This window comes from Rhizobium tibeticum, from assembly GCF_900110205.1.
GTDB lineage: Bacteria > Pseudomonadota > Alphaproteobacteria > Rhizobiales > Rhizobiaceae > Rhizobium > Rhizobium tibeticum.
Map to the genome: position 1 here is coordinate 1 of NZ_FOCV01000047.1, position 22,679 is coordinate 22,679.

Consider the following 22,679-nt stretch of genomic DNA (forward strand, 5'->3'; position numbering starts at 1 on the left):
GCGGATTGAAACAACGGCTTCATCGAGATGCCACTTGTCCCCAAGCCGACCGGATGATCGACGACGGATCTCGTTGGCAAAGGTGCGGCCGAATTTCTCCGCCCACAGCCGGACGGTCTGGTGCGAGACAATGATCCCACGGGCAGCCAGCAAGTCCTCGACCATTCGCAGGCTCAGAGGGAAACGGAAATAGAGCCACACGGCGTGGGCAATAACTTCAGCGCGAAAGCGATGTCGACGATAGAGTGGATCACGGTCTGTCATGAACCTTCATCGCACATCGAATTCCACATTCCGTTAAGTTGACGATGCCCGCCGAGGCTCGCCGACGGGACTAGCTTGGAAGAGAAGGCCGGGTCAGCAAGCATATATCCGGTTTGGTCCTGCGCCAGAGCGCACGCATGGTGCGCGGTTGAGGGAGTCAATGAAGCTGCCACATCGACCGCCTCTATTGCTTTGTCCGGAATGCCGCCGCCGGGAACAACCAGAATTCTATGACCATGATCGGCAAGACGCTCAAGTTCGGCTACCGCGTGCTTGCATACTGCAAGATCGCGCATAATGCTCCCGCCGAACTTTACAACAGCCGAAAAGCCGTATGGAGGAAACCCAGTAATTGCGCCGTCCATTTGTTAGCCCTCCCTATCCGAGGCAATAAGCACGACCTGGGATCTCTCGAACTTTGGCTGAAAGCCACAGCCCGGTTTTTGGGCGATCTGCGGCACACAGTAAGTCACCTTCGATTCTCATAACGTTTGGAAATCACCATTCTGACGACTTGCGTGGACGTCCGGCAAATACGTAGAACCAGATGAGCCTTTTTTATTGCGCAAGCCTGTTCGACCTCCAAATCCCAATCGAACGATTCTTACGATGCCAGAAGCGGTCGCAGGTAGCGCTCTTTCGCCAATCCTTGCCCCTTTCCTTCCCATTGAACGGCGGTCTCGCGCATCCCGCCAGCCATCGCCCGCATGGAGTGATCAGGCCAAATCACTGTCGATATACCGGCGTCGAGGTAAACTGAAACGGGTGTCCTGAAATATCGCGTGGGGACAATGATGACGGGCAATCTGTTGTCCCAACGTCTGGCAAAGCACAGAATATCATCGACAACAACTTTGCGGGAATGGATTAGAATGGCGTCAGCGCCGGCCCCCGCACAGGCGGCGGCGCAAGCCATCGTTGCGTCCGATCCATGACGACCGATTTGGGTTTCGACCCGGGCGACGAGGGCGAAGTCAGGTCCGGTCGCATCCTTAACAGCCTTCAGATCACCGCAAAAATTCTCGATCGCGGCCAAGGAATATCTATCGCCTTCAAAGGAGTTCATCTTGGGAAAGCCGTTGCCCTCAAGGCAGATTCCGGCGGCACCGCATTCCTCAAGCTTGCGTGCCACAAAACAGACGTCTTCTCGTTTGCTGAGGCCACTGTCGCAATCAACTAGGACCGGTATTTTGATTCCGTCGAGCATGCGATCGACCATGTTGACGACCTGTGTCCAGTGCACGTCACTGGTAGTCCGATAGCCGAGAGCTGAATAGATCGAAAGCGCTGGCGCCCAGAGGCCCTTGAACTCGGCGCTTTCGGCGATAACCGCCGAAAGGCAGTCATGGGCTTCCGTCAAAAATGTGAGGCCGCTTGAAAGAATGAGGTTGCGAAAGATCATCGATGCGCTGTTTGCCGACAACAATTCGGCGTTCGCGGCAGATGTAGACGGCTGATTCATCGTCATGCCTCCTTCTTTTGAACTAAGAATGGGCCTCCGTCCAAAGGAAGTCAACTAACATACTGAAATATAACATAAATATATCCCAGAATATATCCCAAAGCTCACTTGGCAAGTGATACTGTCCAGGCGTGGGTGCGTCACGCTCTGAGTCGTCAATCGAGACTCGCTGTTTCGCTTCCAGTTGCCCACAGAAACGCGGCCTTTTGGGGAGGTCAGTCAATTTACCATCTTAGGCGCGTCAAACTCGCGCGCTAAGTTGGCCAAATAGTCTGTGATAAGGAGGTGGAGATGGCCCGTATCTTGTTTGAGCGCGCAGTCTACGTTCAGCGCAAGTATTTTATCGACGAGATTACCAGCCTCGACGAGGCCTTTGATTTTCTCGAAGCTTGGCCAGAGGCAAAGAGAGACCTCCCATACGACACGCTGTTGAAGGCGTGCAGAGAAGCGGCCACCGGTCGATTTCCGATTGCTGCCGCGCGCGAGAATCTACGGCGTTTTCTGAAGAAGGCAGGCATGTTGTCGGAGTTCGACGATGTGCCGAATGCAGATCAAGTGGTGGTCGATCGGAATATCGGGAACGTCTAATCAAAGGGAATGGCAAGCCGGCGCCGAACCACACAATTGCCATGTTGGATCCAGTCGCCCGACGCAGGAGCCGGCTTCGCGTTTCGCCGAAAATCGCAGCCGTATGACAATCCCGCCGCAGGTCACCCTCGAGAAAGAGCCATCTTCGATTAAGGCCGCGGAGCAATAAGGATTTAACCACCTCCGTGTCTCGACATGGTGAGCGATCGTGTCCTTGCGAGGCTTTTATAAATGCACAAAAGATTTCACGGGCGGTTATACCTAAGCCCTGCATGGGAACGAAAGTCGAGACAGATGCTCAAAAGGTTCCGCTGCGCGAGGAAATTCTATGAGCCGTCCTTTGTTTGACCTCTTGCACTACGCCCGCGATCGCTCGCTGCTCTACATCGAGGTGGTTCATGAGTGCGGATTCAACTAGAGGAGCTGCCTTACCAAATTGAGTCATCGCGTTCGTTAGCCTTGATAGGCTCTCTCGGAAACCCGTGTGGAGTTCTGACGCGATTATTTTCATCCGGATAGGGTGAGAGCAAAAGGTGAACTTCGCGATGATCTTGCAAATCTCGCAATTTGAAGATCCCTCGGCGATAATGGTAAAGATCATTTCCGCACGGATTGCGAGTTCGTCGAGAGATAAGTCATCACAAGAGTTGCCAGTGAACGAACATTGTGGTCGTCTACATGTTAGTGCTAATGCCAGAATTTCGCGCGCCACGGCATAAGAGTCAAACAAAGCGGCCTCGACCAGAGGCCGCGTGAAGTAACCCCTTTGGGGAGCGGATAGGATTTTCCCTTCGGCTGCGAGCCGGATAAGCGCTTCGCGTACCGGGGTCCGGCCAATGTTGAGTTTGCAGGCAAGCTCTTGGTCGCTGAGATGCTGTCCCGGCACAAGTGAGTAGCTGTAAAGCAATTGAAGAACAGCATCGTAGGCAGTATCAGCCTTGGCGGGCATCGATTCACTGGCTGATTTGCTGATTCCACGGCACTGAGGCGCTTTTTCACAGAGCCACATTTTTCATCGTCTCCTCTATTGAAATCGCTGAAAGCCTGTCAAGACGCCGGAGGTTTCGAAAGTTTTCGCCATCACGAAAAGCTCTGCTTTGGCTGAAAGGTGCTAACGTCGTGACGAATAATTAACTGAGGCAGATCCTCAAACTCCACCGTCTTAGCCTTATCGCCTCATCCGCAAGATCGCGCAACACCTCCTTCGCATGGCGCCTTGCCCCCATACGGCTGGCTTCAGCTCCGGCGTATCAGCCTCTCGATGATTGAGCAGCAGGAACTGAGGAGCTCAGTGGTTGTGATCGCCACCGCTGCGGACCTCGTCGCCAAGATCAGTTGCTGCAAAGTCAGCATTGTAGAGATCGATGATAAGATTGATAGAAGGGATTGATTCCGTCTTGAAAACCTCCGCTTTCTCAGCGCCTGCGCTGACATGAATGCTCATCGCCGCTAAGTCCACGCGCGATTTCCTTGTTCCGTTCGTCGATCGCAGGTGGCTCAACGCCTATTGCTAACTTCCAGACTTCGACTCAAACCCAGTTGCTCACCTCAGATCGAGATCATGTCCGAAACGATCTGGTCGGTATGGCTGCGGCTGTCGCCGAGCCCCTGCTTTACCCCGTTTCGATCAGACTCGGGCCGATTTTGGCTCATCTTCCGCTTCCCCTGCAGCGAAACGATCCGCATGCGAATGCCAACAATGCTGCGGAGCTGAGCCTTGATGTAGACTTCGGGGGCATCCGTGACCGCCCAGGGCGGCGGGCGTGAGGGCCTCGTGAATGGCCGTAAGGCGCGACACGACCTCAGGTGCAAGCGACCCATTTGCGTAATCGGTGTTCGGCCTCAGCCCGGCGGATCTAGTTGGACGCACGCTCCGAGCGATTCAAGAGGTCGGCTTCCTGGATGAACAATTTTCGACAGCGAATCTGGAGGGTTCTGTGAGGTCCGGGCGCTGTGCGCTGACAGCATGACGTTGCGATCCTTTCCGCCCTTGCCATGCTCGACGCGGATGATGCCACGTTCGCCATCAATGTTGCGGACCTTGAGATGGACAGCTTCCGAGGCGCGCAGCCCCGCCGCATAAGCTGTCGTCAGTGCGGTGCGGGTCCTCAGGCTTGGAACCGCTTCCAGAAACCGCACGATCTCGTCGCCGTTGAGGATCGTCGGCAGCTTGGCCGGTGTCCGGGCATAGGCAATGCGCTCCGGTATCTCGGCATGACCAAGCGTGACGCCAAAGAAGAACCGCAGGGCACAAACTGTCTGGTTCAAGGGCGGCCATGATAGGCCCGATGAGATTAGATGCACCTGAAACGCGCGCATGTCTTCCAGTCCAAGACGGTCTGGCGATCGCCCGAAATAGCGCGAGAACTTCGTCACCGCATGCAATTACGATCGTTGCGTCGCTGGCGAAAGATTGCGGATCGTCATGTCATCGATCATGCGTCGGCGGAGCGGGCTCTTATCTCTGTCATCGTCATCTCCTGTTCAAAGGTTGGGCTAAAACAGCCCAATCCTTCAAATCAGAAGCGCATCATGCAAATCCCGCGCTCCAAATGCCGCGCAAGCGGCTTCGTTCAATCCGCTGGACTACAAACCTCCCAAGACCCTTGGCAACGCTGTCATATGGCTGAATATCCTTATAGCACCTGCTTCCATCAATTTTTCCGCATGGCAGGGAGGACAATGAGAGCCCCCAATGAAGCCAATTACCATCATCCCGGCCGCCACCGCTGCCTGAATTCCAACAACGCTATCTTCAATGACGACGCAACGGTCAGCTGGCGTATTCATTTTCTCCGCTGCAAATAAGAAAAGATCCGGGGCTGGCTTGCCACGCGCAACTTGCGAGGCGCTGAAGACATGGGGCGCAAAATAATCGTATAGGCTGGTGATCTTAAGTGTCACACGCAACTTTTCAACATCGCTGCTCGATGCTACGCACTTCGCCAAGCTAATCGCTTCCAAAGCTTGATGAACGCCCGCGACCGCTTTGAGATTGTCCCTACATCGCTGGGTGATCTCCGCCGTCACATATTCATGATGGTCCTTCGGCAGACGGAAGCCAGCCTCAGCTTCTATGATGGAGTAACTTTGCCGATCAGTCATGCCTATAAGCGACTATTATAAGCATCAGCGGATATGAGATATCCGCGTTTCGCCAACGCGTCGATATGGACGTCGGTCGCAATAATCTCGCTGTCGACTAAAACCCCATCGCAGTCGAAAATGAGAAGCTCCGCGTTTGTCGAAAGGGCCAGGTGGATAATCCTTGTTCAGTAACCGCTCATGTACGGTGGGTTACAAAGTTCAACAGATTGCAAATCGACGGAAGATTCTGCGCATCGAACGGAAGAATGTCAGTGGGCTTTTTCCATATGTGATAAACTTTAAGCAAGGTTGTTTGCCGCCGCCAGACGGAACGACATGAAGGTCGCTGATCCCAACTTCGAGCTTGCGCACCGCGGATTATCACGCTGGCTACAGGTTGGCTGACGTCAGTACTCCGGGCGCTTTCGGGATCAACGATTTGACGCTCGTTGGCTCTCGCAATAGGTACTCTTCCTCGCACCATGCGGGCATCAAAATGTGGGGCGAGATGCACGGGCTAACCAGGATCTTGGCTTTCTCACCCCGTGCGTTCGATGGAACCGGCTATCTTCGGGCCCAGCTTGTAAAGAGCCTCCCAAACCTTGTGAAACGCCTCTGCGTAAAGCTTCATCACTTCAATATTATTGGGCGGCGCAATCTCGGAGACATAAAACATCGTATCCAAGAGTTTCGCCGTGTTTGGAAAATCGGCGGCCCTCCAATCGTCGCGAATACCTGGGAGATATTCGAAGACGGGCTTCGTAAGCCACACCCAGATGGGAACGCCTTCGGCCTGCAGCGATTTCACCACAAAGTCCCTTGCAGCCGGGCCTGGCCCGAAGCCGAGTGCTTCAGGTTCGATTCGTAGGGGAAAGTTGAGCATTGATTGATTACCGTCGGACGGATTGAATAGCGGAAGTATACCTGCAAGCTCCCGGATCATCTCCCACAAAAATCTTCCATTGTCTCTTCGGATTTGGAGTTGCGTGTCCAGCCTTTCGACTCGCAGCTTCGCGATTGATGAGGAGAATACGTTAGGTCTGTAATATTCGGGCTCTCCCGGCGCTGCGAGCCACGGGTTGGCCCCAGCTAGTCAATAGACAGAGCGAACAACCGAATTTCGCCGTAAGTGGATTGATGCGATGGATTCTATGATAAAAAGACTGGAAAATCAACGTATTGGAGAAAGTTCGGACACTTCTAACGATTGTTGTAAGATTGACGGCGCCAAGCGTATGCCGGCCCAGAAGCTGATTTCAACCGGGACCTTAGGGCCTGCAAATCGGGGCCGGCTGCTCCAGGCCTTGTACGATATGGGGGCGTCTAGCAGAGCGGATCTGGCACGATTCACCGGTGTAAATCGAGCTACTATCGGCGGAATTGTGCAGCCCTTAATCAATCAGGGGATCCTCGCGGAAGGAGAGGAGGTGCCTCCTAATGAGGCTGGCGGCAAACCGGCTACCAGGTTGTGGGTTCTCAAAGAAAGCAAGGCCTATATGCGCAGTTCTCCTGATGCACAATCGCGTACGTACGTGCTTCGTCTCTCTAGATGGCGAGATCTATGCACAGCGTGCCACCGATTTCCCCACAGAGCTAGCAGACGCCTCCGACGCATTTCGGATTGTCAGCACCTGTGTGGAAGAGACCATCGCATCTGCTAACTTGCCGATTTTAGGCATCGGTGTTGCGGTTGCAGGAATGATCAATACGGAGACCGGTTCGATTGGTGAATGTCAGTCTCGCCCCATATCTTGATGGATTTCCGGTGGGACCAGAGTTGTCGAAAAGATTTGGGGTACATGTGTGTGTCGATCAGGATACCAGAGCTTTCCTCGTTGGCGATCGTTGGTTTGGGCAAGGACGTGGCCGGAGGAAATTCGCGGCGGTCTACATCGGTGAGGCTTTGGGTGGCGCACTATACCTTAATGGACATCTTTATCGAGGATCTGCGGGAGCAGGCGAAATCGGTCATACGACCGTACAACTCAATGGCCATGTGTGCCAATGCGGCCGACGCGGATGTTGGGAAACAATCGCCAGCTTGAGGTGTTAAGGGATGAGGCAAAAGCCAGGGGTGTGCCGAAACCTCACATGTTGAATGCTGGCCGTTTGGTGACTTTGGCCGGTGACGGCGTCAAGGGCGCAAAGGAACTACTTCAACAGTATGCATTCAACATTTCGGTTGGATTGGCGAATCTTCAGCAATTGATCGCGCACGATTGCATTGTTCTTCATGGGGATATCGTGCTCGGAGGAAAGACGATGCTCAATCTCATTGAAGGGAGCTTTCGAGAATTGGTGTTCCATCGCCCGGGTGAGGAGATTGCTCTCGCTTTTGGCGATAGCGAAGACATGGCAGTTCTGCGCGGCGCCGCCTGTCTCTTTCTTTCTGAATTACTCAATTTTGTCATCTGAGCGACGAATGGTCATTGATGCGGCCGCAATGAAATCGGGACGCGATTTGTGGACTCTGAATGGCGATGCTCTTCTTCTCAATTTGTCAAACAACCAACTGCGAGACTATGGAAGTTGAATCAGAGGCGTTATGAAGGGTCACCTCACTCCCGCTTCCGCGATGGTTGGACATTGAAGTAAAAATTTCGTTGCCCGCCGAGCCAGTCACCCGTGCCTTAGGAGATCAAATTTTGCCATGCATGATGATCGCATCAGAAAAGCCGAGCCAAGGGCCAGCAGAGGATAGGCTGCTCCTCGATTGAGCCAAACAAGAGCTTCCAGTTCGGAATCAGGCCCGAGAAGGGGATCGGTTTGCACCCCTGCGAGTTATCGATCTCTCATTACTGCTGGGCGCCCAGAGCGTTAGCTTAGGTCTTAGAAACAACATTGTTACCGAGCCGGTGGCCGATGGCGTCGCGCGCAGGCACCGAACCAGCAGGATTGCGGCGATTGCCGCGGCTATCCGCCCGTCGCCGAGTCGTGCGAAGTTTTTGCCAAAATGGACGCTCTCAGAAAAAAACTAGCTGCCTGCATTGGGGAAGTCACGAAGAGGTGCTTTCTCGACCCGCGAGGGCTCCAGATGGACGCGGAGATCTGACCGCCATCGATGCATTCCTTGCCTGGGCTGCGGCGCGGGTGAACACCTGTTGCGGGTGCGGGTGGAACACCTGTTGCGGGTGAGGTCATGCACCTGTGACGCATCGACGACGCAGGTGAAATTTTGACGTCTCCAATGGCGAGGACTCTATGTGAGCTAGAGTGATTACGGTCGCTGTGACCTGCCACTGCGAATTTCTTATTCGGCCGCCGCATCGGCTGCGAAGCCTGCACCTGGGTCTGCCTGAAGTTCTGGCAGATAGGTTCCACCGCGAGAAGGCGGATTCAAGCGTCGGTCCAAATTCCCGTATGGCGGATATCGCGACGGAATATAAGGATCTGAACGCGACGTTATCCCCGCTAGCTTTCGGAGGCGGAGACGACCGTGGTCAACGAACTGAACGACGCGGTCCCTATCGATCTCCCGGTCGAGCGCGAAGACACGGCGAACTGGGGTAAGGTGCTTTACCGCAAGGAGCCGGCAGAACGCCGACCTGCCAAGGCGCGCTTCGCACCATACTATCTCTGGGACAACCGGGCGACGGGCGAGACGCTCGTCTGGGTGAAAACGGAAAAATAGTCCGATGCGTTTTTCGGAAAGTTCGCGCGCAATCAGAGCCGACACCCAGTCGTATCGAGATAGCCCAGGTGCAGTAAAGCAACCGACTATCTCTCCACCATCCGCCGCCCCGTGCACGGTCATTCAAGCCGCCGCAAAGGCGGGCGGCCCGCGCGAGCGGGCGCTGCTGGACCTGCAGTTCGGACGGGAAAGCGGGACGGAAAGCTTAACAACCATAAAGACATTCGACAGTGAGGGCGCGATGCGGGCCGGCAGCATGAGGTAGGGACGGGCCACTGCAGTGTCGCAAGGACGACAGTGTGTCGGGTCCTCAACAAAATGTCGAAGACCGGACCTAGGAGCGGGCGGCTCACCATATTGTATTGAAAGAGTTTTTCTCTTTGGCACGATTGTTGCGACGGATGATCCGCAAACGTCGCGGTACGAACCGATACTAGGGGCGGTAGGGTCATCCCGATGGTCATCGATCCAGTCGCGCAAAAGGTTAGGAGTTAGTGCAGCATGAACTCGAGTATGAAATATTTGGCCCAAGCAAGTGCCGCCGCGTTGCTCTCGACGGCCGCCGCTGCGTCGGCGAACGAAGGTATGTGGATGCCGGGCCAGACCGCAGAACTGGGCGCGGCCATGCGCGCGGATGGGCTTCAGATCGATCCCGCACAGCTGAGCCGTCTGGACGCTTACCCGCTCAGCGCGATCGTATCACTGGGGGGATGCTCCGCCTCCTTCGTCAGTCCGCAAGGGCTGGTCGCGACCAACCATCACTGCGTGCTGGGATCCATCCAGTACAACAGCACGGAGAGCCAGGACTATCTCACCAACGGGTTTCTGGCGAAGAGCCTAGGTGAAGAATTGCCTGCGGCGCCCGGCAGCCGCATCTATGTGATCGAGGATATGCGGGATGTGACCGCTGACATGCTCAAGGGCGTCTCGGACAAGCTGAACGGCTTTGCCCGCTATGAGCGGCTCGAAGCGAACCGCAAGGCGCTGATCGCCGCGTGTGAAGAACAGCCCAATCGCCGTTGCGGCGTAGGGTTCTATTATGGCGGCGCCTCCTACTATCTCGAGCAGAAGCTCGAAATTGAGGACGTGCGCCTCGTCTATGCGCCCGCGCTCGGCATCGGTAACTTCGGCGGCGAAACGGACAATTGGATGTGGCCGCGCCACACAGGCGACTTCGGCTTTTATCGCGCCTATGTCGCTCCTGATGGTTCCTCCCGGCCCTATGCGCGTGACAATGTGCCTTACCGGCCGAAGAGTTGGCTGCGCATAGCCAGTGAAGGCGTGCAAGAAGGCGATTTCGTAATGGTTGCCGGCTTTCCTGGCGCGACCTACCGGTTCCTCACCGCCGGCGAAATGGAATTCAACTTCGCGCATTACGAGCCGCTGCAGCAGCGGTTGCTTTCGAATTATGCCTCCCAGATCACCCAGGCCACCGCTGGCAATCGCGACGCGCAAATCGGCTACGCTCCGCTACTGCAAGGGGTCGAGAACTATGAGAAGAAGCTGGCGGGCGATCTCGCCGGCGTCGATGCGATTGGGCTCAATGCTCGCAAGGCGACCGAGGAGAAAGCTTATCGCGACTGGGTCGCTGACGATCCCGCGCGTCAAGCGCGCTATGGCGCAGCAATCCGCGAGCTGGACGCCATGGTGGCCGAGAACAGCCAGGTGTCGCTCGAAGGGCTGCGGCAGGGGCTGCTGGACCGCGCGCAGATGCTCTCATCCACGCGCACTCTCTATCGCTGGGCGAAGGAGCATGAGAAGCCCGATGACGATCGCGAACGCGGCTTTCAGGATCGTGACCGCAATGCAATCGCCGATCGACTGAAGCAGCTCGAACGCCGATATCTGTCCGATGTCGATCGTAAGCTGTTCGAGGCGGCGCTCGAGGAATATCGCCGGCTGGACGCAAAGGACCGCGATACTGCGTTCGAGACCGCTCTGGAGCAAATCGGCCTTGATCGACTTTATGGAGATACCAAACTCGACGACACGGCCACGCGGCTCGGCTGGCTCGACAAGCCGGCTACTGCCTTCGAGGCGTCGGACGATCCTTTCATCAGGCTGGCGGTCGCGCTCTATCCGGGCGACATAGCTGCGGAGCGCGCGGCGAAGGACCGCGTCGGCCGCACGCAGGCGGCGCGCGCGACTTATATGCGGGGCTTGCTAGCCTATCGGCAGGCGATCGGTCGGCCGATGTACCCCGACGCGAATGGGTCACTTCGCCTCACCTGGGGCAAGGTGGCGGGGCAAACGCGCGACGGGCAGAGCTGGACGCCTTTCACGACGGCCGGGGGGCTTCTTGCTAAACACACTGGCAAGGGCGAATTTGATGCGCCGGTTGCCGCCATTGCCGCGATCCGGGCCAAGGATTATGGCCCCTATGTCGCGCCGGCGCTGGGCACGCTGCCAGTCGACTTCATATCCACGGTCGACATAACAAACGGCAATAGCGGTTCGGCGACACTGAACGGGCGCGGCGAGTTCGTGGGTCTCGCCTTCGACGGTGTCCTGGAGGGCGTTATCTCGGATTGGGCGGCCCCTATCGCGGACCGCACCCGCAGCATTCATGTCGATAGTCGCTTCATGCTCTGGACCATGGACAAGATCGATGACGCAGGCCGGTTGCTCAAGGAGATGGGAGTGCGGCCGGCGTCGCGCTCCGGTGCGGATAGGAACGTTGGTAAATGATCAGTACGTCAGCCCTACCTTTTCCTACCACTGTGCTTGACGTGACAAGTCTTGCGCCTTCGAACGCGCTTACAGGCGCGCGACACTACACAGAAAGAGATAGTTACATGGCCTTTAAAAGCGTCCTCAGTGTGATGAGAGCTGACCAAGCCGATCAAGACGTCAAAACAGCAGCCACCTTGTGTGCCGAGATCGGAGCGCATCTTTCCGTCCTCATCATTGGGCTTGCTACCCGTCCGCCGATGCCGATCACTCCTGGCATTGGCGCAGTATCCGGTCCGTGGCATGAAGGGCGTGCATCCGAACTACGAATGTTGGACAGACGGTGCCGCGAAATCGATGGACTGACGACGGACATGGTCAGGCTGGAAAGGCGGGTTGGCGAAATTGAAACACTGCTGGGAACCATGCGCCTTAGCTGTGAGGTCGACTTCTATTATGGCGACCAGGGCAACGTCGGTGCCGTCGTGCGACAGCGGGCGCTCTACTCGGATTTAACAATAATCGGACCCCTAATTCTTGGCGCCCCTGATCTCGCGCTGTCAGTTATCGATGGTAGTCTGGGCGAATCGGGAAAGCCGCTGCTTGTTGTGCCGAAGGGTACCAAGGCAACTCTATCGCCCCGGCGCGTGCTGGTCGGATGGGATCGGCGCGTCGAGTCGTCCCGCGCGGTTCGAGAGGCGCTGGGTCTTCTGTCCCGATCGAAGGATGTTCGTATCATGCTGTCCGATTGCCGGGCATCCTACAACGGAAACCGCGAGCCGGCCGTCGACCTCGCTGACTACCTCGCTCGGCACGGTGTTCGGGGGGTGGTCGATTGCGTGCCGAGCGTCGGCGCAGCGGTGACCACGGTGCTCGCGCAGCACGCACTGGACGTATCAGCCGACATGCTCGTCATGGGTGCTTACGGCCACCGCGCACTGCGTCAGCGGATCTTTGGCGGCGCCACGGGATGGATACCTGAGAAGCTGCCAATAATACCGATGTTTTTGGCTCGATAACTTGCTGCTGAAGTTGCGCCGATGCTGTTCGAATCTCTGCTCTCATTGATCACTTATGCTCGTGCACGAGGGCACGACCGTGATGCACGAGGCCCTCAGGATCAATATCGCGGGGGTCGTCCATGACATGCTGCACGATGGATGCCGAAGGCGTGCTGTCACTGAGCAGAACCTCAGCGCCGAGGAGGCGCTGCTTGCCAGCCAGCCTCTGGGCGCCGGTCTCAGGCAATCGGATTTCAGCGTTCCAGGCATCCACTGCGGTGCCTGCATATCGACGATCGAAAAGGCGCTGACAAAGTTGCCATATGTCAAGAGCGCACGGGTGAACCTGACGGCAACGTCCATGCGGAGAAGAAACGTCCGGCATAGATCAGCGTGGGCGCCGCGATCATTGCCGATATCCAATGAAACATGTCGCGCGTTGCAGCCTCCGCCCCGGACCAGATCGAGACGCCGACTGTGAGCAGAAGTTGATTTCGAACACGATCATCGTCGCTCAAGTCAGCCGTGAACAGATGCGCGTGATAGCCGCAGGCCGCAATTGCAGACAGAATGCGTCGCCTTACCTCATCAACTACGCTAAGTTCTGCGACGGGCATGTGCCTTTCGATCACTCTTCTGCGGAACTGATTCGTATCCCCGGAGCGAGCGATTGTTTCCTGGGATGGGTGAGATCGACCTCGTGGGGTTGGCGTGTGTCATCCCTGCGGACTTGACGATCAGCTTAGAAGTCCCGCATCAACGATGGGCGAACAAGATCGACGCACAGGGCCGCGCAGCTATCGCACGCGAGGCTACGTGGGCGATCCTGCGCAAAGCAGCGCCGGAGGAAGAGCCAGCAGGACCAGAAGGCCGGCATCGGTTCGATCCGCCGGTGATGGGCTGGCATGAACAACAATCTACGCATCGATGGCGCCACCCGGCTTTATCGAGCGCCTAAAACGTAGCGTCCACTGATCGCCGTCACCAATCCCGCTCGTGTCGGTATGCTTACCTTTTCTCATCACAGCTCCTGAGGTCGTTTCTTCGGGAGCAAATTAGCTGAGGCAACACACCGATTTTAGCGAGCAGTTCAGGCAAGGCAATGCGCATTGGTGACCGGTCGGAGGTCTAGGCGGTTTTTGAACGCCAAAGCATCTTATGGGCTGGCTCGGACTTGTCCCTTCGGACGCATCGATTACAATGACGGAAATGGCGGAGCGCGCGCCTGGTCGAAGCGGCCTGATCCTATCGACTGCCCGCACTGGTAACAGCGCCCCGAAGGAGAGACCCGACCGGCTGGGGCGCTTCGGGTCTCTCCACCCCTTCAAGCTGCTTTGCTATGGGTACGGGCGGATGCGCCGATATAGGCGTCAAAGGCTGTCGCCACCGCCCTGATCATGAACCTGAGATCCTTGCGCACGGTGATAAGCCCGCCGCGGATTGTTACGACGCCATCGCTTTCGAGCGCACGCAGCCGGTCGTTGCCATTGAGAATCAGCTCGGCTTCATAGCCAAAAGATGCTCCAAGCCGATTGAGGTCGACGGCGAAATCACACATCAGCCGCTCGATGATTGCCGCCCGGAACCGATCCTGCCCAGTCAAATGGTATCCCTTCACGGTCGCCAGGCTGCCGGACGTAATCCGTTGCGCGTAGGCTCCGGGGGCGACTTCATTTTGGACATAACCCGCCGGGAGCTTACCGATCGCGGATGCCCCGAGCCCAATCAGAGTCTCGCACGTATCCGTCGTGTAGCCTTGAAAGTTCCGCCTCAAATCCCCGCGCGCACTGGCCAACGAAAGTTCATCTCCCGGCAGGGCGAAGTGATCAAGGCCGACCCGCACGTAGCCGGCCTCGACCAGCGCTTCTGCGGTCGCTTCGGCCTGAGCGTTGCGCTCTTCTGCATTCGGCAAGGTCGCCTCATCGATAAGGCGCTGGTGCTTCTTGAAGGCCGGGATGTGCGCATAGCCGAAGACCGCAAAGCGATCGGGGCGCAACCGGACCGCCGTCTGCACGGTATCGATACAAGATGCGGCCGTCTGATGTGGCAGGCCATAGATCAGGTCGAAGTTGATGCTGCCGATACCCGCCTGTCGCAATTGCTGCACGGCGGCCTCCGTCTGCTCGAAAGTCTGGCTGCGGTTGATGACCGCCTGGACGACGGGATCGAAACTCTGGACCCCAAGGCTTGCACGACAGACGCCGCCCTCAGCGAGCGCGCCGACCATCTTGCTGGCGAGTGTACGCGGATCGATCTCTACGGCGATTTCCGCCCCCGACCTCAATCCGAAGGCGTTCCTCAGATGCTTCATCAAATCCACGAACTCATCCGGTCGCATAATCGTCGGCGTGCCGCCGCCGAAGTGCACATTTTGCACGGACAGCGGTTGCTTCAGTTTGGACGCGACCAGGTCGATCTCCTGATGGAGGGCATCCAGGTAATCAAGGATCGGCCCATCCTGCTTAGTGATTGTAGTGTGACACCCGCAATACCAGCACATCGACCGGCAAAAAGGGATATGAAGATAGAGCGAGACCGGGTCGCAACTGTCGAGCTCTGCCAGCCACCCCCCGTGGGTACCCGCGCCGATAGCTGACGAAAAGGCAGGCGCGGTCGGATAGCTCGTATAGCGTGGCAACCGCGTCTCGCCATACTTCTCGACGAGGGTTGTTTTCAGCACAATTATTCTCCTTGGGTGAGATTGCCGCTGGAAACCCACCTGCCGCTAGGCCATCTGCAGCCCCGCTGCAGGCATTGGATTATTGGGTGATCTTGGCGATGTCCGCATCAAGGCGCTTGCGGGCTATGTTTGGAAGGTTCGCGGTCCTGATGGCCTCAAGATTTGCCGGCGCATCGCCGACCTGGACCAGCGCGACCATTCCAATGGCGAAGTGCGGTGTGCACTTGATTACATAGGCGCCGGGCGCATCGAACTTGATCTGAACCTGCTCGCTTGGCTTCGACTTGAATGCAGCTGCGCTCTCTGGGATCAGACCCTTGACGGACTCGACATTGTGAGACTTGTCGGTCGGGACGAAGGTGATGGTGTCGCCAGGGACGATCTTGGTGAAGCTCGGCTCAAACACCATGGCGCCGGTGGCGCCCTTGTTGAGCATCTGCACGAGGTGGTCGGCTGCCATCAACGGCATGGTGGTAGCAGCAAGCACGGCCGTCGCGGCAAAAAGACCCGGAATAATCGAACGCATTTCATATCTCCTAGTTAACGATGGCCGAATTGGCCATCGGCTGCTGTGATACGCGTGTTGATGGGGTGCTTCTTTGACGTTGATCAAATAGCGGGCCATCAATGCCTGTGATTGTCGATGCCGGATGAACGCTAGGCGGAATGAAGCTTGAAGAAACTCTTGAAGGCAGAGCCGTTCCTCCGGCGCCGCTTTTGCGGCCATTAAGCGCTGACGGCCCATGCCGCACACCGGCGCGCCGCACTTATCTGTCAGCCGCACTTCCAATCCAGGATGATCAGTCCAGCAGCTCGCGAACCCGCACGGCGAGGTCCTTTGCGGTATAGGGCTTGCGCAGCCAGCTGCCTGGCGTCGCAAATTCGCGTCCGCCGAGACCTGGTTCAGCATAACCCGACGTAAAGAGGATCTTCAGGTCGGAGCGTACAATGCGCGCCTCCTTGGCAAGCTCGTGGCCGGTCATGCCGCCGGGCATGACAATATCCGTGAACAGCAGCGCAATCGTTTGATCTTCGGCCAAAACCTCCAAGGCCGCCTGAGCGTTGCTCGCCTCGATGACCTTGTAGCCCATGGATGACAGGCGCGCGACCGCAACACGGCGCACCCGCGCATCGTCCTCGACCACCAGCACCGTCTCAGTGCCGCCTGGCAGCACATCGCGCGAATCGGATCTGGTGTCGGCTATGTCTGCTTTGGTCGCAGCTGCCTGTACCCAGGGAAGATAGATGCGGATCGTCGTGCCGCGTCCGACCTCGCTATAGAGCTGCAGATGACCGCCTGACTGCTTCACGAACCCGTAGACCATGCTAAGGCCGAGGCCTGTACCGGAACCGACGTCTTTGGTGGTGAAGAACGGTTCGAAGGCGTGTTCCTTGACTTCGTCCGACATGCCGACCCCTGTATCGGTGACAGAAATGAGAACGAAGTTTCCAGTGCGTACTTGCGGATACATCTTTGCGTAGTCTGCATCGAGATAGACGCGCTTAATCTCCGTTGTCAGGCTGCCGCCGCGTGGCATTGCGTCGCGGGCATTCAGCGCGATGTTCAAAAGGGCGTTCTGCAGCTGGGGACTGTCGACCAGCACGTTGTGGTTCGAGCCGACGATGACTGTCTTCAGGTCGATATTTTCGCCGAGCGTCCGCCGCAACAGATCGGTGAAGCTCGACACCAGCTGCACGAGATCCGCAAGCGTCGGATTGAGGGGCTGGCGGCGCCCGAATGCCAAAAGTTGCTCTGTCAGCTTCGCGCCGTCGCCGGCCGCCTCCTGCACCTCTCGCAGAAGCGGGCTGAGCGGCCCCTCCGCGAGCTTCGCCTCGATCATTTCGAGGTTGCCGCTGATCACCGTCAGAAGATTGTTGAAGTCGTGGGCAATGCCACCCGTCAGCTGTCCGACGGCTTCCATTTTTTGCGCCTGCCGCAGGTCTTCTTCGATCTTGTACCGGCCGGTCAGATCGCGGACGAAGCCGGTAAATATCCGCTCGCCGTTTGCCGTCGTCTCACCGATATGTAGCTCCATCGGGAATTTCGAGCCGTCAGCCCGTTGACCGGTCACCACGCGGCCATAGCCAATAATGCGGCGCTCGCCCGTCCTAATATAACGCGCGATATAATCATCATGCGCGTCACGATCGGGGTTCGGCATCAAATTGCTGATATTCCGGTCGCAGATATCGTCCGCTTGAATGCCGAACAGCTTTTCTGCAGCGGTGCTGAACGACGTGACGAGTCCGCGCTCATCGATCACGATCATGGCTTCAGGAACAGTCGCGAGAATGGACCGCAGGTGGGCCTCTCGCGCGTTGACCTCGCTTTCGGCCCGCTTCAGATCGCTGATATCATTGTCGGTCTGGATGATGACCGCTTCGCCGTCGGAAGGTTTCACCACCATGCAGCGCGACGTCACGTACACATCATAGCCGTCCTTGTGGCGATGGATGATTTCGCCCTGCCACGAGTTATTCTCACGCAGCTGGCGGTGAATCTCTTCGATCGGTTCAGGAAACTGTGTCGAAAGAAGGTCGTCAACGACTTTGCCGACAGCCTCGTCACACATCCAGCCGTACATGTTTTCGCAGCCGGCCGACCATTGGATGATGATGCCGTTAAAGCCGTGCACGATAATATTGTTGGCGCCGCCCATGATGCGGACGATGGCCTCGAGTACTTGCTTTGATGCTGTGCGCGGCGAAATGAAGCGATGCGACATAGTGTTCAACTCGATTGTCCCAAGCCCGTTAGTGAATACTGCTGCTATGGCAATTTTCCAAAGAGAAATCATCCCCATTGCCGGACAATTGAATGAGACGCTTCAGGCTCAAGATCTTCATGTCGTGGCGCCCAATCGGGGTGAGAACGTTCCGACCGGCGAGCTTGCTGATGGTACGCGACACCGTCTCAATGGTAAGGCCAAGGTAGTCAGCGATATCGAGCCTGTTCATCGGCAGCGTGACGAGGTCGCCTGCCGCGTTCGTCATTTCCCGGGAGATAAGCTGGAGCAGGAAGCTGCACAATCGCTCCTCTGCATTCTTCTTGGACAGCAGCACCATCTGATCGTGAGCAGCAGCCATTTCCTGGCACAGAAGCGATATGAAATCAGGACGCAGACAGGCAGAGCGGGAGACTTCATCATGGAAATTCTTCCGCGCGATGCGGCGGATCGTGCAATCAGTGACGGCTTCGGCGGTGTAGAGGTAGCGCTCCTGGAGCGACGTGCCGACGAGGTCGCCCGGATACAGAAAGGCCGTGATGACGCGCCGGCCGTCACCGATGATGCGGTAGAGGCGCATAACACCGTCGACGAGTTCAAAAAGGTGGTTGGCAGCGTCGCCTTCCCAGAACAGAGCCTTGCCGGTCTGGAGCACTTCCTGCGGAATGGAATGAAAAAGTGATTTCAGAGACAGATGTCTCGAATTGTCGTTCACCGAACCCTGAATGACTTCGAAAGCAATATTTTTTTGCGTCAACATTTTTAAACCCTCTGTCCCGTTAGATGAGGGCAACAAAAACGGTTCGCGTTACACGGCAATGCTCGCAGCGTGCGTATCGGTGCGAAAGTGTAACAGTCTGTAACAGCGCGCCGGTTTACTTCGGACGTTGAAGTTTAATCCAGCCTACACCTGCGCCGAACACTGGGGTCGTTGACATAGATCAAGGATCAGACCCGGCGCTCGTGTCAGCTCTCCCTGGACAAGATCGGAACGAAGGTTGCGCGTCTGCGTGATCATCTGTGCTTGGGGACATCGACATGAACTATACGACGGAAACCGTGGTTATCGCCGTTTGCGCGTTCTTCGCGCTGCTCGGCGCCGCTTTTGCGCACGACCACCTTTTTGCAGCGCATATGTGGGTGCTGTTCTTCGTGCTGATGGGGAGCACGCTCGTGCTTCTGCGCCGCGTCTCACTGGCGGGCCAGCGACCCAAGCCCGATTCGTCCGAGTATTTCGACGATGTTGTTCGATACGGTGTCATCGCCACCGTATTTTGGGGCGTGGTCGGCTTTCTAGTCGGGGTCGTCGTCGCGCTTCAGCTCGCCTATCCCGATCTGAACATCGCTCCATATTTCAACTTTGGGCGTTTGCGGCCGGTCCACACATCCGCTGTTATTTTCGCTTTCGGTGGCAATGCGCTGATTGCCACTTCCTTCTATGTCGTCCAGAGGACCTGTCGGGCTCGCCTTTTCGGGGGCAGCCTCGGCTGGTTCGTATTCTGGGGCTACCAGCTCTTCATCGTCATGGCCGCAACCGGCTATCTCTTGGGCATTACCGAGGGGCGAGAATACGCGGAGCCTGAATGGTATGTCGACATCTGGCTGACGATCGTCTGGGTGGCCTATCTTCTTGCATTCCTCGGAACGGTTTTGAAGCGCAAGGAACCGCACATCTATGTCGCGAACTGGTTCTACCTGGGCTTCATCGTCACGGTTGCGATGCTGCATGTCGTCAACAACCTATCCGTGCCGGCTTCCTTGCTCGGCCCGAAGAGCTATTCAGCGTTCTCCGGCGTTCAGGATGCTCTGACCCAGTGGTGGTATGGCCACAATGCGGTCGGCTTCTTCCTGACCGCCGGCTTCCTGGGCATGATGTATTACTTCGTGCCGAAGCAGGCGAACCGGCCGGTCTATTCCTACCGCCTGTCGGTCATCCACTTCTGGGCCCTGATCTTCATGTATATCTGGGCCGGTCCGCATCACCTGCACTACACCGCGCTGCCGGATTGGGCGCAGACGCTCGGCATGGTGTTTTCCGTCATGCTCTGGATGCCCTCGTGGGGCGGTATGATCAACGGCCTGATGACGCTCTCGGGGGCCTGGGACAAGATCCGGACAGACCCGATCATCCGCATGATGATCATGGCAATCGCCTTTTATGGGATGTCGACCTTTGAAGGTCCCATGATGTCGGTCAAGGCGATCAACTCTCTCAGCCACTATACGGAATGGACGATCGGTCACGTCCACTCGGGCGCCCTCGGCTGGGTCGGAATGATCACCTTCGGCGCCATATACTACCTGACACCAAAACTGTGGGGGAGGGAGCGCCTTTATAGCCTTCGCATGGTCAACTGGCACTTCTGGCTTGCGACACTTGGCATCGTCATTTACGCCGCCGTACTTTGGGTTGCCGGCATCCAGCAGGGCCTTATGTGGCGCGAATACAATAGCCAGGGGTTCCTCGTCTATTCCTTCGCCGAAACCGTCGCTGCAATGTTCCCATACTACCTGCTGCGGGCCGTAGGCGGAACTCTCTACCTCGCGGGCAGTCTGATCATGGCCTTCAACGTCTACATGACCATCCGTGGTCACCAACGCAACGAGGCTCTCACGCCAGGTGCTCGCGTTTCCCAGCCTGCCGAATGAGGAACGACCATGTCGATGCTTGAGAAACATCAGATCGTAGAAAAGAACGCGACGCTTCTGCTGGTGGGATCGCTTTTGGTTGTCAGCATTGGCGGCATTGTCGAAATCGCACCGCTGTTCTACCTTCAGAACACGATCGAAAAGGTGGAGGGGATGCGTCCCTATACACCACTGGAACTGGCCGGCCGCAACATCTACGTGCGTGAGGGCTGCTATGTCTGCCACAGCCAGATGATCCGGCCATTCCGCGACGAAGTCGAGCGCTACGGACATTATTCGCTCGCAGCCGAATCCATGTACGACCATCCCTTCCAATGGGGTTCGAAGCGCACCGGACCGGATCTTGCGCGTGTCGGTGGGCGCTACTCGAACGAATGGCAGGTCCAGCACCTCGCCGATCCGCGCGCGGTCGTGCCGGAATCGATCATGCCGAGCTACGCCTTTCTCAAGACCAACGAGGTCACAGTCAGGGATGTCGGCATGGATCTCAAGGCAAATGGGCTTGTCGGTGTGCCTTACACGCCGGACATGATCTCTAATGCCGAGGCGGATATGAAAATGCAGGCGGATTCGAACGCCGACACCACGGCACTGCTCGAACGCTATCCGAAGGCCAAGACGGGCGACTTCGACGGCGATCCTTCGAAGCTGTCGGAGATGGACGCTTTGGTGGCCTACCTGCAGATGCTCGGCACCTTGGTCGACTATTCGACCTATGACGACGCAACCGGATATCGCTGAGGAACGCCCCATGGAAACCTACACAGCAATGCGCCACTTCGGGGATAGTTGGGGCCTCCTTGCCATGACGCTGTTCTTCATCGGCGTTGTCTTTTTCACGCTCCGTCCGGGCAGCAGGGAAAGCGCCAATGACGCCGCAAGCATACCTTTGAAGGATGACTGATATGTCGGACAAACATGTTGACGAACTCAGTGGCGTCGAAACCACCGGCCATGAATGGGACGGTATCCGCGAGCTGAACAATCCCATGCCGCGGTGGTGGGTCTGGACGTTCTATGCAACGATTCTGTGGGCGGTGGGATATGCCATCGCTTATCCTTCCATTCCGCTTCTGACCAAGGCTACCGTTGGACTGCTCGGCTTTTCGAGCCGCGCCGATCTTACGCAGGAGGTCGAGAGGGCAAAGTCGGCCCAGACCACCTATCTTGACCAGATCGCCGCAAAGACGGTCGGTGAAATCGACGCGGATGCCAATCTGCGGCAATTTGCCATCTCCGGTGGAGCCTCCGCGTTCAAGGTCAATTGCGCACCCTGCCACGGCAGTGGTGCAGCCGGCGGTCCGGGGTTCCCGAACCTGAACGACGACGACTGGCTGTGGGGTGGCGATCTTGAATCAATCCAAAAGACCATCGCCCATGGCGTCCGTTTCGACGGTGACAGCGACACCCTTGTGTCCGAGATGCCGGCGTTTGCTGATGTCCTCGACGCTATGCAAACCCGCAATGTCGCAGCCTATGTCTGGAGCCTGACAAAATCGCCGTCCGATATGGAGATGGCGATCGCCGGCAAGCAGATTTTTCTCGACAATTGCGCGGCCTGTCACGGGGAAGACGGCAAGGGTAATATCGACATGGGGGCGCCCAATCTGGCCGATGCCATCTGGCTCAAGGGGGAGGGCGAAGAGGCGGTCGTCCGCCAGATCAGCATGCCAAAACATGGCATGATGCCCGCCTGGTCCGCCCGCTTTGGCGAGACGACCGTAAAGGAACTGACCGTCTTCGTGCATTCGCTCGGCGGCGGAAAATAGGAGATCACCATGTCCACACGCGATACCAATCCGCTGATGTCGCTCTACGGAACGCCGCGCTCGGTCGTCCACACGCGCGTTTCCGTGCGGGCCAAGATGCCTGTCACGGCAGAAGAAGAATAGGAAGATTCGGAGAAGCTCGGTCAGGCGAT

The 22,679-nt window shown here is 57.2% G+C and carries 19 protein-coding genes and 6 pseudogenes; 11 read left to right on the top strand and 14 right to left on the bottom strand.

Annotation, left to right across the window (positions count from 1 at the left end; genetic code table 11):
• From BSG20_RS30525 to BSG20_RS30535, 3 genes and pseudogenes are all read right to left on the bottom strand, one after another.
• Window positions 1-264: pseudogene (locus BSG20_RS30525) on the bottom strand (IS6 family transposase); the annotation flags it as partial.
• The gene (locus tag BSG20_RS30530) at window positions 261-629 is read right to left on the bottom strand and encodes an amino acid kinase family protein (protein WP_093041596.1); all 369 of its coding nucleotides are present in this window, start codon (window positions 627-629) and stop codon (window positions 261-263) included. The gene BSG20_RS30530 and the pseudogene BSG20_RS30525, both read right to left, overlap by 4 nt.
• 239 nt (window positions 630-868) lie before the next feature.
• Complete coding sequence (locus tag BSG20_RS30535; protein ID WP_083540034.1) at window positions 869-1,726, bottom strand: isocitrate lyase/phosphoenolpyruvate mutase family protein; 858 nt, start codon at window positions 1,724-1,726, stop codon at window positions 869-871.
• A gap of 291 nt (window positions 1,727-2,017) precedes the next feature.
• On the opposite strand from BSG20_RS30535, the gene BSG20_RS30540 reads away from it, so the two are divergent.
• A complete protein-coding gene (locus tag BSG20_RS30540; protein ID WP_072381470.1) occupies window positions 2,018-2,314 on the top strand; it encodes a DUF982 domain-containing protein in 297 nt (98 codons plus the stop codon).
• Between the two features lie 298 nt (window positions 2,315-2,612).
• On the opposite strand, the gene BSG20_RS30545 is transcribed toward BSG20_RS30540, so the two are convergent.
• The 6 genes and pseudogenes from BSG20_RS30545 to BSG20_RS30565 form a co-directional block, all read right to left on the bottom strand.
• Window positions 2,613-3,323 (bottom strand): GntR family transcriptional regulator, encoded by a 711-nt coding sequence (locus BSG20_RS30545; protein WP_072381468.1) that lies wholly within the window; start codon window positions 3,321-3,323, stop codon window positions 2,613-2,615.
• 279 nt (window positions 3,324-3,602) lie between these two features.
• Window positions 3,603-3,773 carry a hypothetical protein gene (locus BSG20_RS36780; RefSeq protein ID WP_167371635.1) on the bottom strand — a complete coding sequence of 57 codons (171 nt, stop codon included), beginning with the start codon at window positions 3,771-3,773 and terminating at the stop codon, window positions 3,603-3,605.
• Between the two features lie 263 nt (window positions 3,774-4,036).
• Window positions 4,037-4,135: pseudogene (locus BSG20_RS38705) on the bottom strand (hypothetical protein); the annotation flags it as partial.
• Window positions 4,136-4,270: 135 nt separating this feature from the next.
• Window positions 4,271-4,699, bottom strand: a pseudogene (locus BSG20_RS30555) (tyrosine-type recombinase/integrase); the annotation flags it as partial.
• A gap of 201 nt (window positions 4,700-4,900) precedes the next feature.
• A pseudogene (locus tag BSG20_RS30560) lies at window positions 4,901-5,571 on the bottom strand (HAD family hydrolase).
• 368 nt (window positions 5,572-5,939) lie between these two features.
• A pseudogene (locus BSG20_RS30565) lies at window positions 5,940-6,446 on the bottom strand (DegT/DnrJ/EryC1/StrS family aminotransferase); the annotation flags it as partial.
• A 756-nt stretch (window positions 6,447-7,202) separates the two neighbouring features.
• Here BSG20_RS30565 and BSG20_RS38500 point away from each other — a divergent pair.
• The 6 genes and pseudogenes from BSG20_RS38500 to BSG20_RS39015 all read left to right on the top strand — a co-directional run.
• The gene (locus tag BSG20_RS38500; RefSeq protein ID WP_280142223.1) at window positions 7,203-7,454 is read left to right on the top strand and encodes an ROK family protein; all 252 of its coding nucleotides are present in this window, start codon (window positions 7,203-7,205) and stop codon (window positions 7,452-7,454) included.
• Window positions 7,421-7,816, top strand: coding sequence for an ROK family protein (locus BSG20_RS38505; protein WP_280142222.1), 396 nt, complete (start codon window positions 7,421-7,423; stop codon window positions 7,814-7,816). The genes BSG20_RS38500 and BSG20_RS38505 overlap by 34 nt, the downstream gene beginning before the upstream one ends.
• 1,021 nt (window positions 7,817-8,837) lie before the next feature.
• Window positions 8,838-9,032: a hypothetical protein gene (locus BSG20_RS30575; protein WP_072381466.1), complete on the top strand. Its 195-nt coding sequence runs from the start codon at window positions 8,838-8,840 to the stop codon at window positions 9,030-9,032.
• Window positions 9,033-9,545: 513 nt separating this feature from the next.
• Window positions 9,546-11,720 carry a S46 family peptidase gene (locus BSG20_RS30585; protein WP_093041599.1) on the top strand — a complete coding sequence of 725 codons (2,175 nt, stop codon included), beginning with the start codon at window positions 9,546-9,548 and terminating at the stop codon, window positions 11,718-11,720.
• A 311-nt stretch (window positions 11,721-12,031) separates the two neighbouring features.
• The gene (locus BSG20_RS30590; protein ID WP_244541478.1) at window positions 12,032-12,721 is read left to right on the top strand and encodes a universal stress protein; all 690 of its coding nucleotides are present in this window, start codon (window positions 12,032-12,034) and stop codon (window positions 12,719-12,721) included.
• A 122-nt stretch (window positions 12,722-12,843) separates the two neighbouring features.
• Window positions 12,844-13,058: pseudogene (locus BSG20_RS39015) on the top strand (heavy-metal-associated domain-containing protein); the annotation flags it as partial.
• On the opposite strand, the gene BSG20_RS37920 reads toward BSG20_RS39015, so the two are convergent.
• The 5 genes from BSG20_RS37920 to BSG20_RS30620 all read right to left on the bottom strand — a co-directional run bounded on the left by BSG20_RS37920 (window position 13,030) and on the right by BSG20_RS30620 (window position 18,869).
• A complete protein-coding gene (locus BSG20_RS37920; protein WP_420884138.1) occupies window positions 13,030-13,320 on the bottom strand; it encodes a hypothetical protein in 291 nt (96 codons plus the stop codon). The pseudogene BSG20_RS39015 and the gene BSG20_RS37920 overlap by 29 nt on opposite strands.
• Before the next feature lie 707 nt (window positions 13,321-14,027).
• Complete coding sequence (gene hemN / locus BSG20_RS30605; RefSeq protein WP_072381479.1) at window positions 14,028-15,380, bottom strand: oxygen-independent coproporphyrinogen III oxidase; 1,353 nt, start codon at window positions 15,378-15,380, stop codon at window positions 14,028-14,030.
• Between the two features lie 82 nt (window positions 15,381-15,462).
• A complete protein-coding gene (locus BSG20_RS30610) occupies window positions 15,463-15,909 on the bottom strand; it encodes a pseudoazurin (protein WP_072381454.1) in 447 nt (148 codons plus the stop codon).
• Between the two features lie 274 nt (window positions 15,910-16,183).
• Window positions 16,184-18,109, bottom strand: a complete 1,926-nt coding sequence (locus BSG20_RS30615) for a hybrid sensor histidine kinase/response regulator (protein ID WP_072381452.1) — start codon at window positions 18,107-18,109, stop codon at window positions 16,184-16,186.
• A 28-nt stretch (window positions 18,110-18,137) separates the two neighbouring features.
• Window positions 18,138-18,869, bottom strand: coding sequence for a Crp/Fnr family transcriptional regulator (locus tag BSG20_RS30620; RefSeq protein ID WP_072381450.1), 732 nt, complete (start codon window positions 18,867-18,869; stop codon window positions 18,138-18,140).
• Between the two features lie 278 nt (window positions 18,870-19,147).
• Here BSG20_RS30620 and ccoN point away from each other — a divergent pair, with 278 nt between their 5' ends.
• From ccoN to ccoP, 4 genes are read left to right on the top strand one after another with little or no spacing between them, the layout of a single operon-like run.
• Complete coding sequence (ccoN, locus tag BSG20_RS30625; protein ID WP_072381477.1) at window positions 19,148-20,758, top strand: cytochrome-c oxidase, cbb3-type subunit I; 1,611 nt, start codon at window positions 19,148-19,150, stop codon at window positions 20,756-20,758.
• Between the two features lie 9 nt (window positions 20,759-20,767).
• Window positions 20,768-21,499, top strand: coding sequence for a cytochrome-c oxidase, cbb3-type subunit II (gene ccoO, locus BSG20_RS30630; RefSeq protein WP_072381448.1), 732 nt, complete (start codon window positions 20,768-20,770; stop codon window positions 21,497-21,499).
• Window positions 21,500-21,509: 10 nt separating this feature from the next.
• Entirely contained in the window at window positions 21,510-21,662 is a 153-nt protein-coding gene (locus BSG20_RS30635) for a CcoQ/FixQ family Cbb3-type cytochrome c oxidase assembly chaperone (RefSeq protein WP_072381446.1), read from the top strand.
• Window position 21,663: 1 nt separating this feature from the next.
• The gene (gene ccoP, locus BSG20_RS30640; RefSeq protein WP_072381444.1) at window positions 21,664-22,527 is read left to right on the top strand and encodes a cytochrome-c oxidase, cbb3-type subunit III; all 864 of its coding nucleotides are present in this window, start codon (window positions 21,664-21,666) and stop codon (window positions 22,525-22,527) included.
• Window positions 22,528-22,679 lie beyond the last annotated feature (152 nt).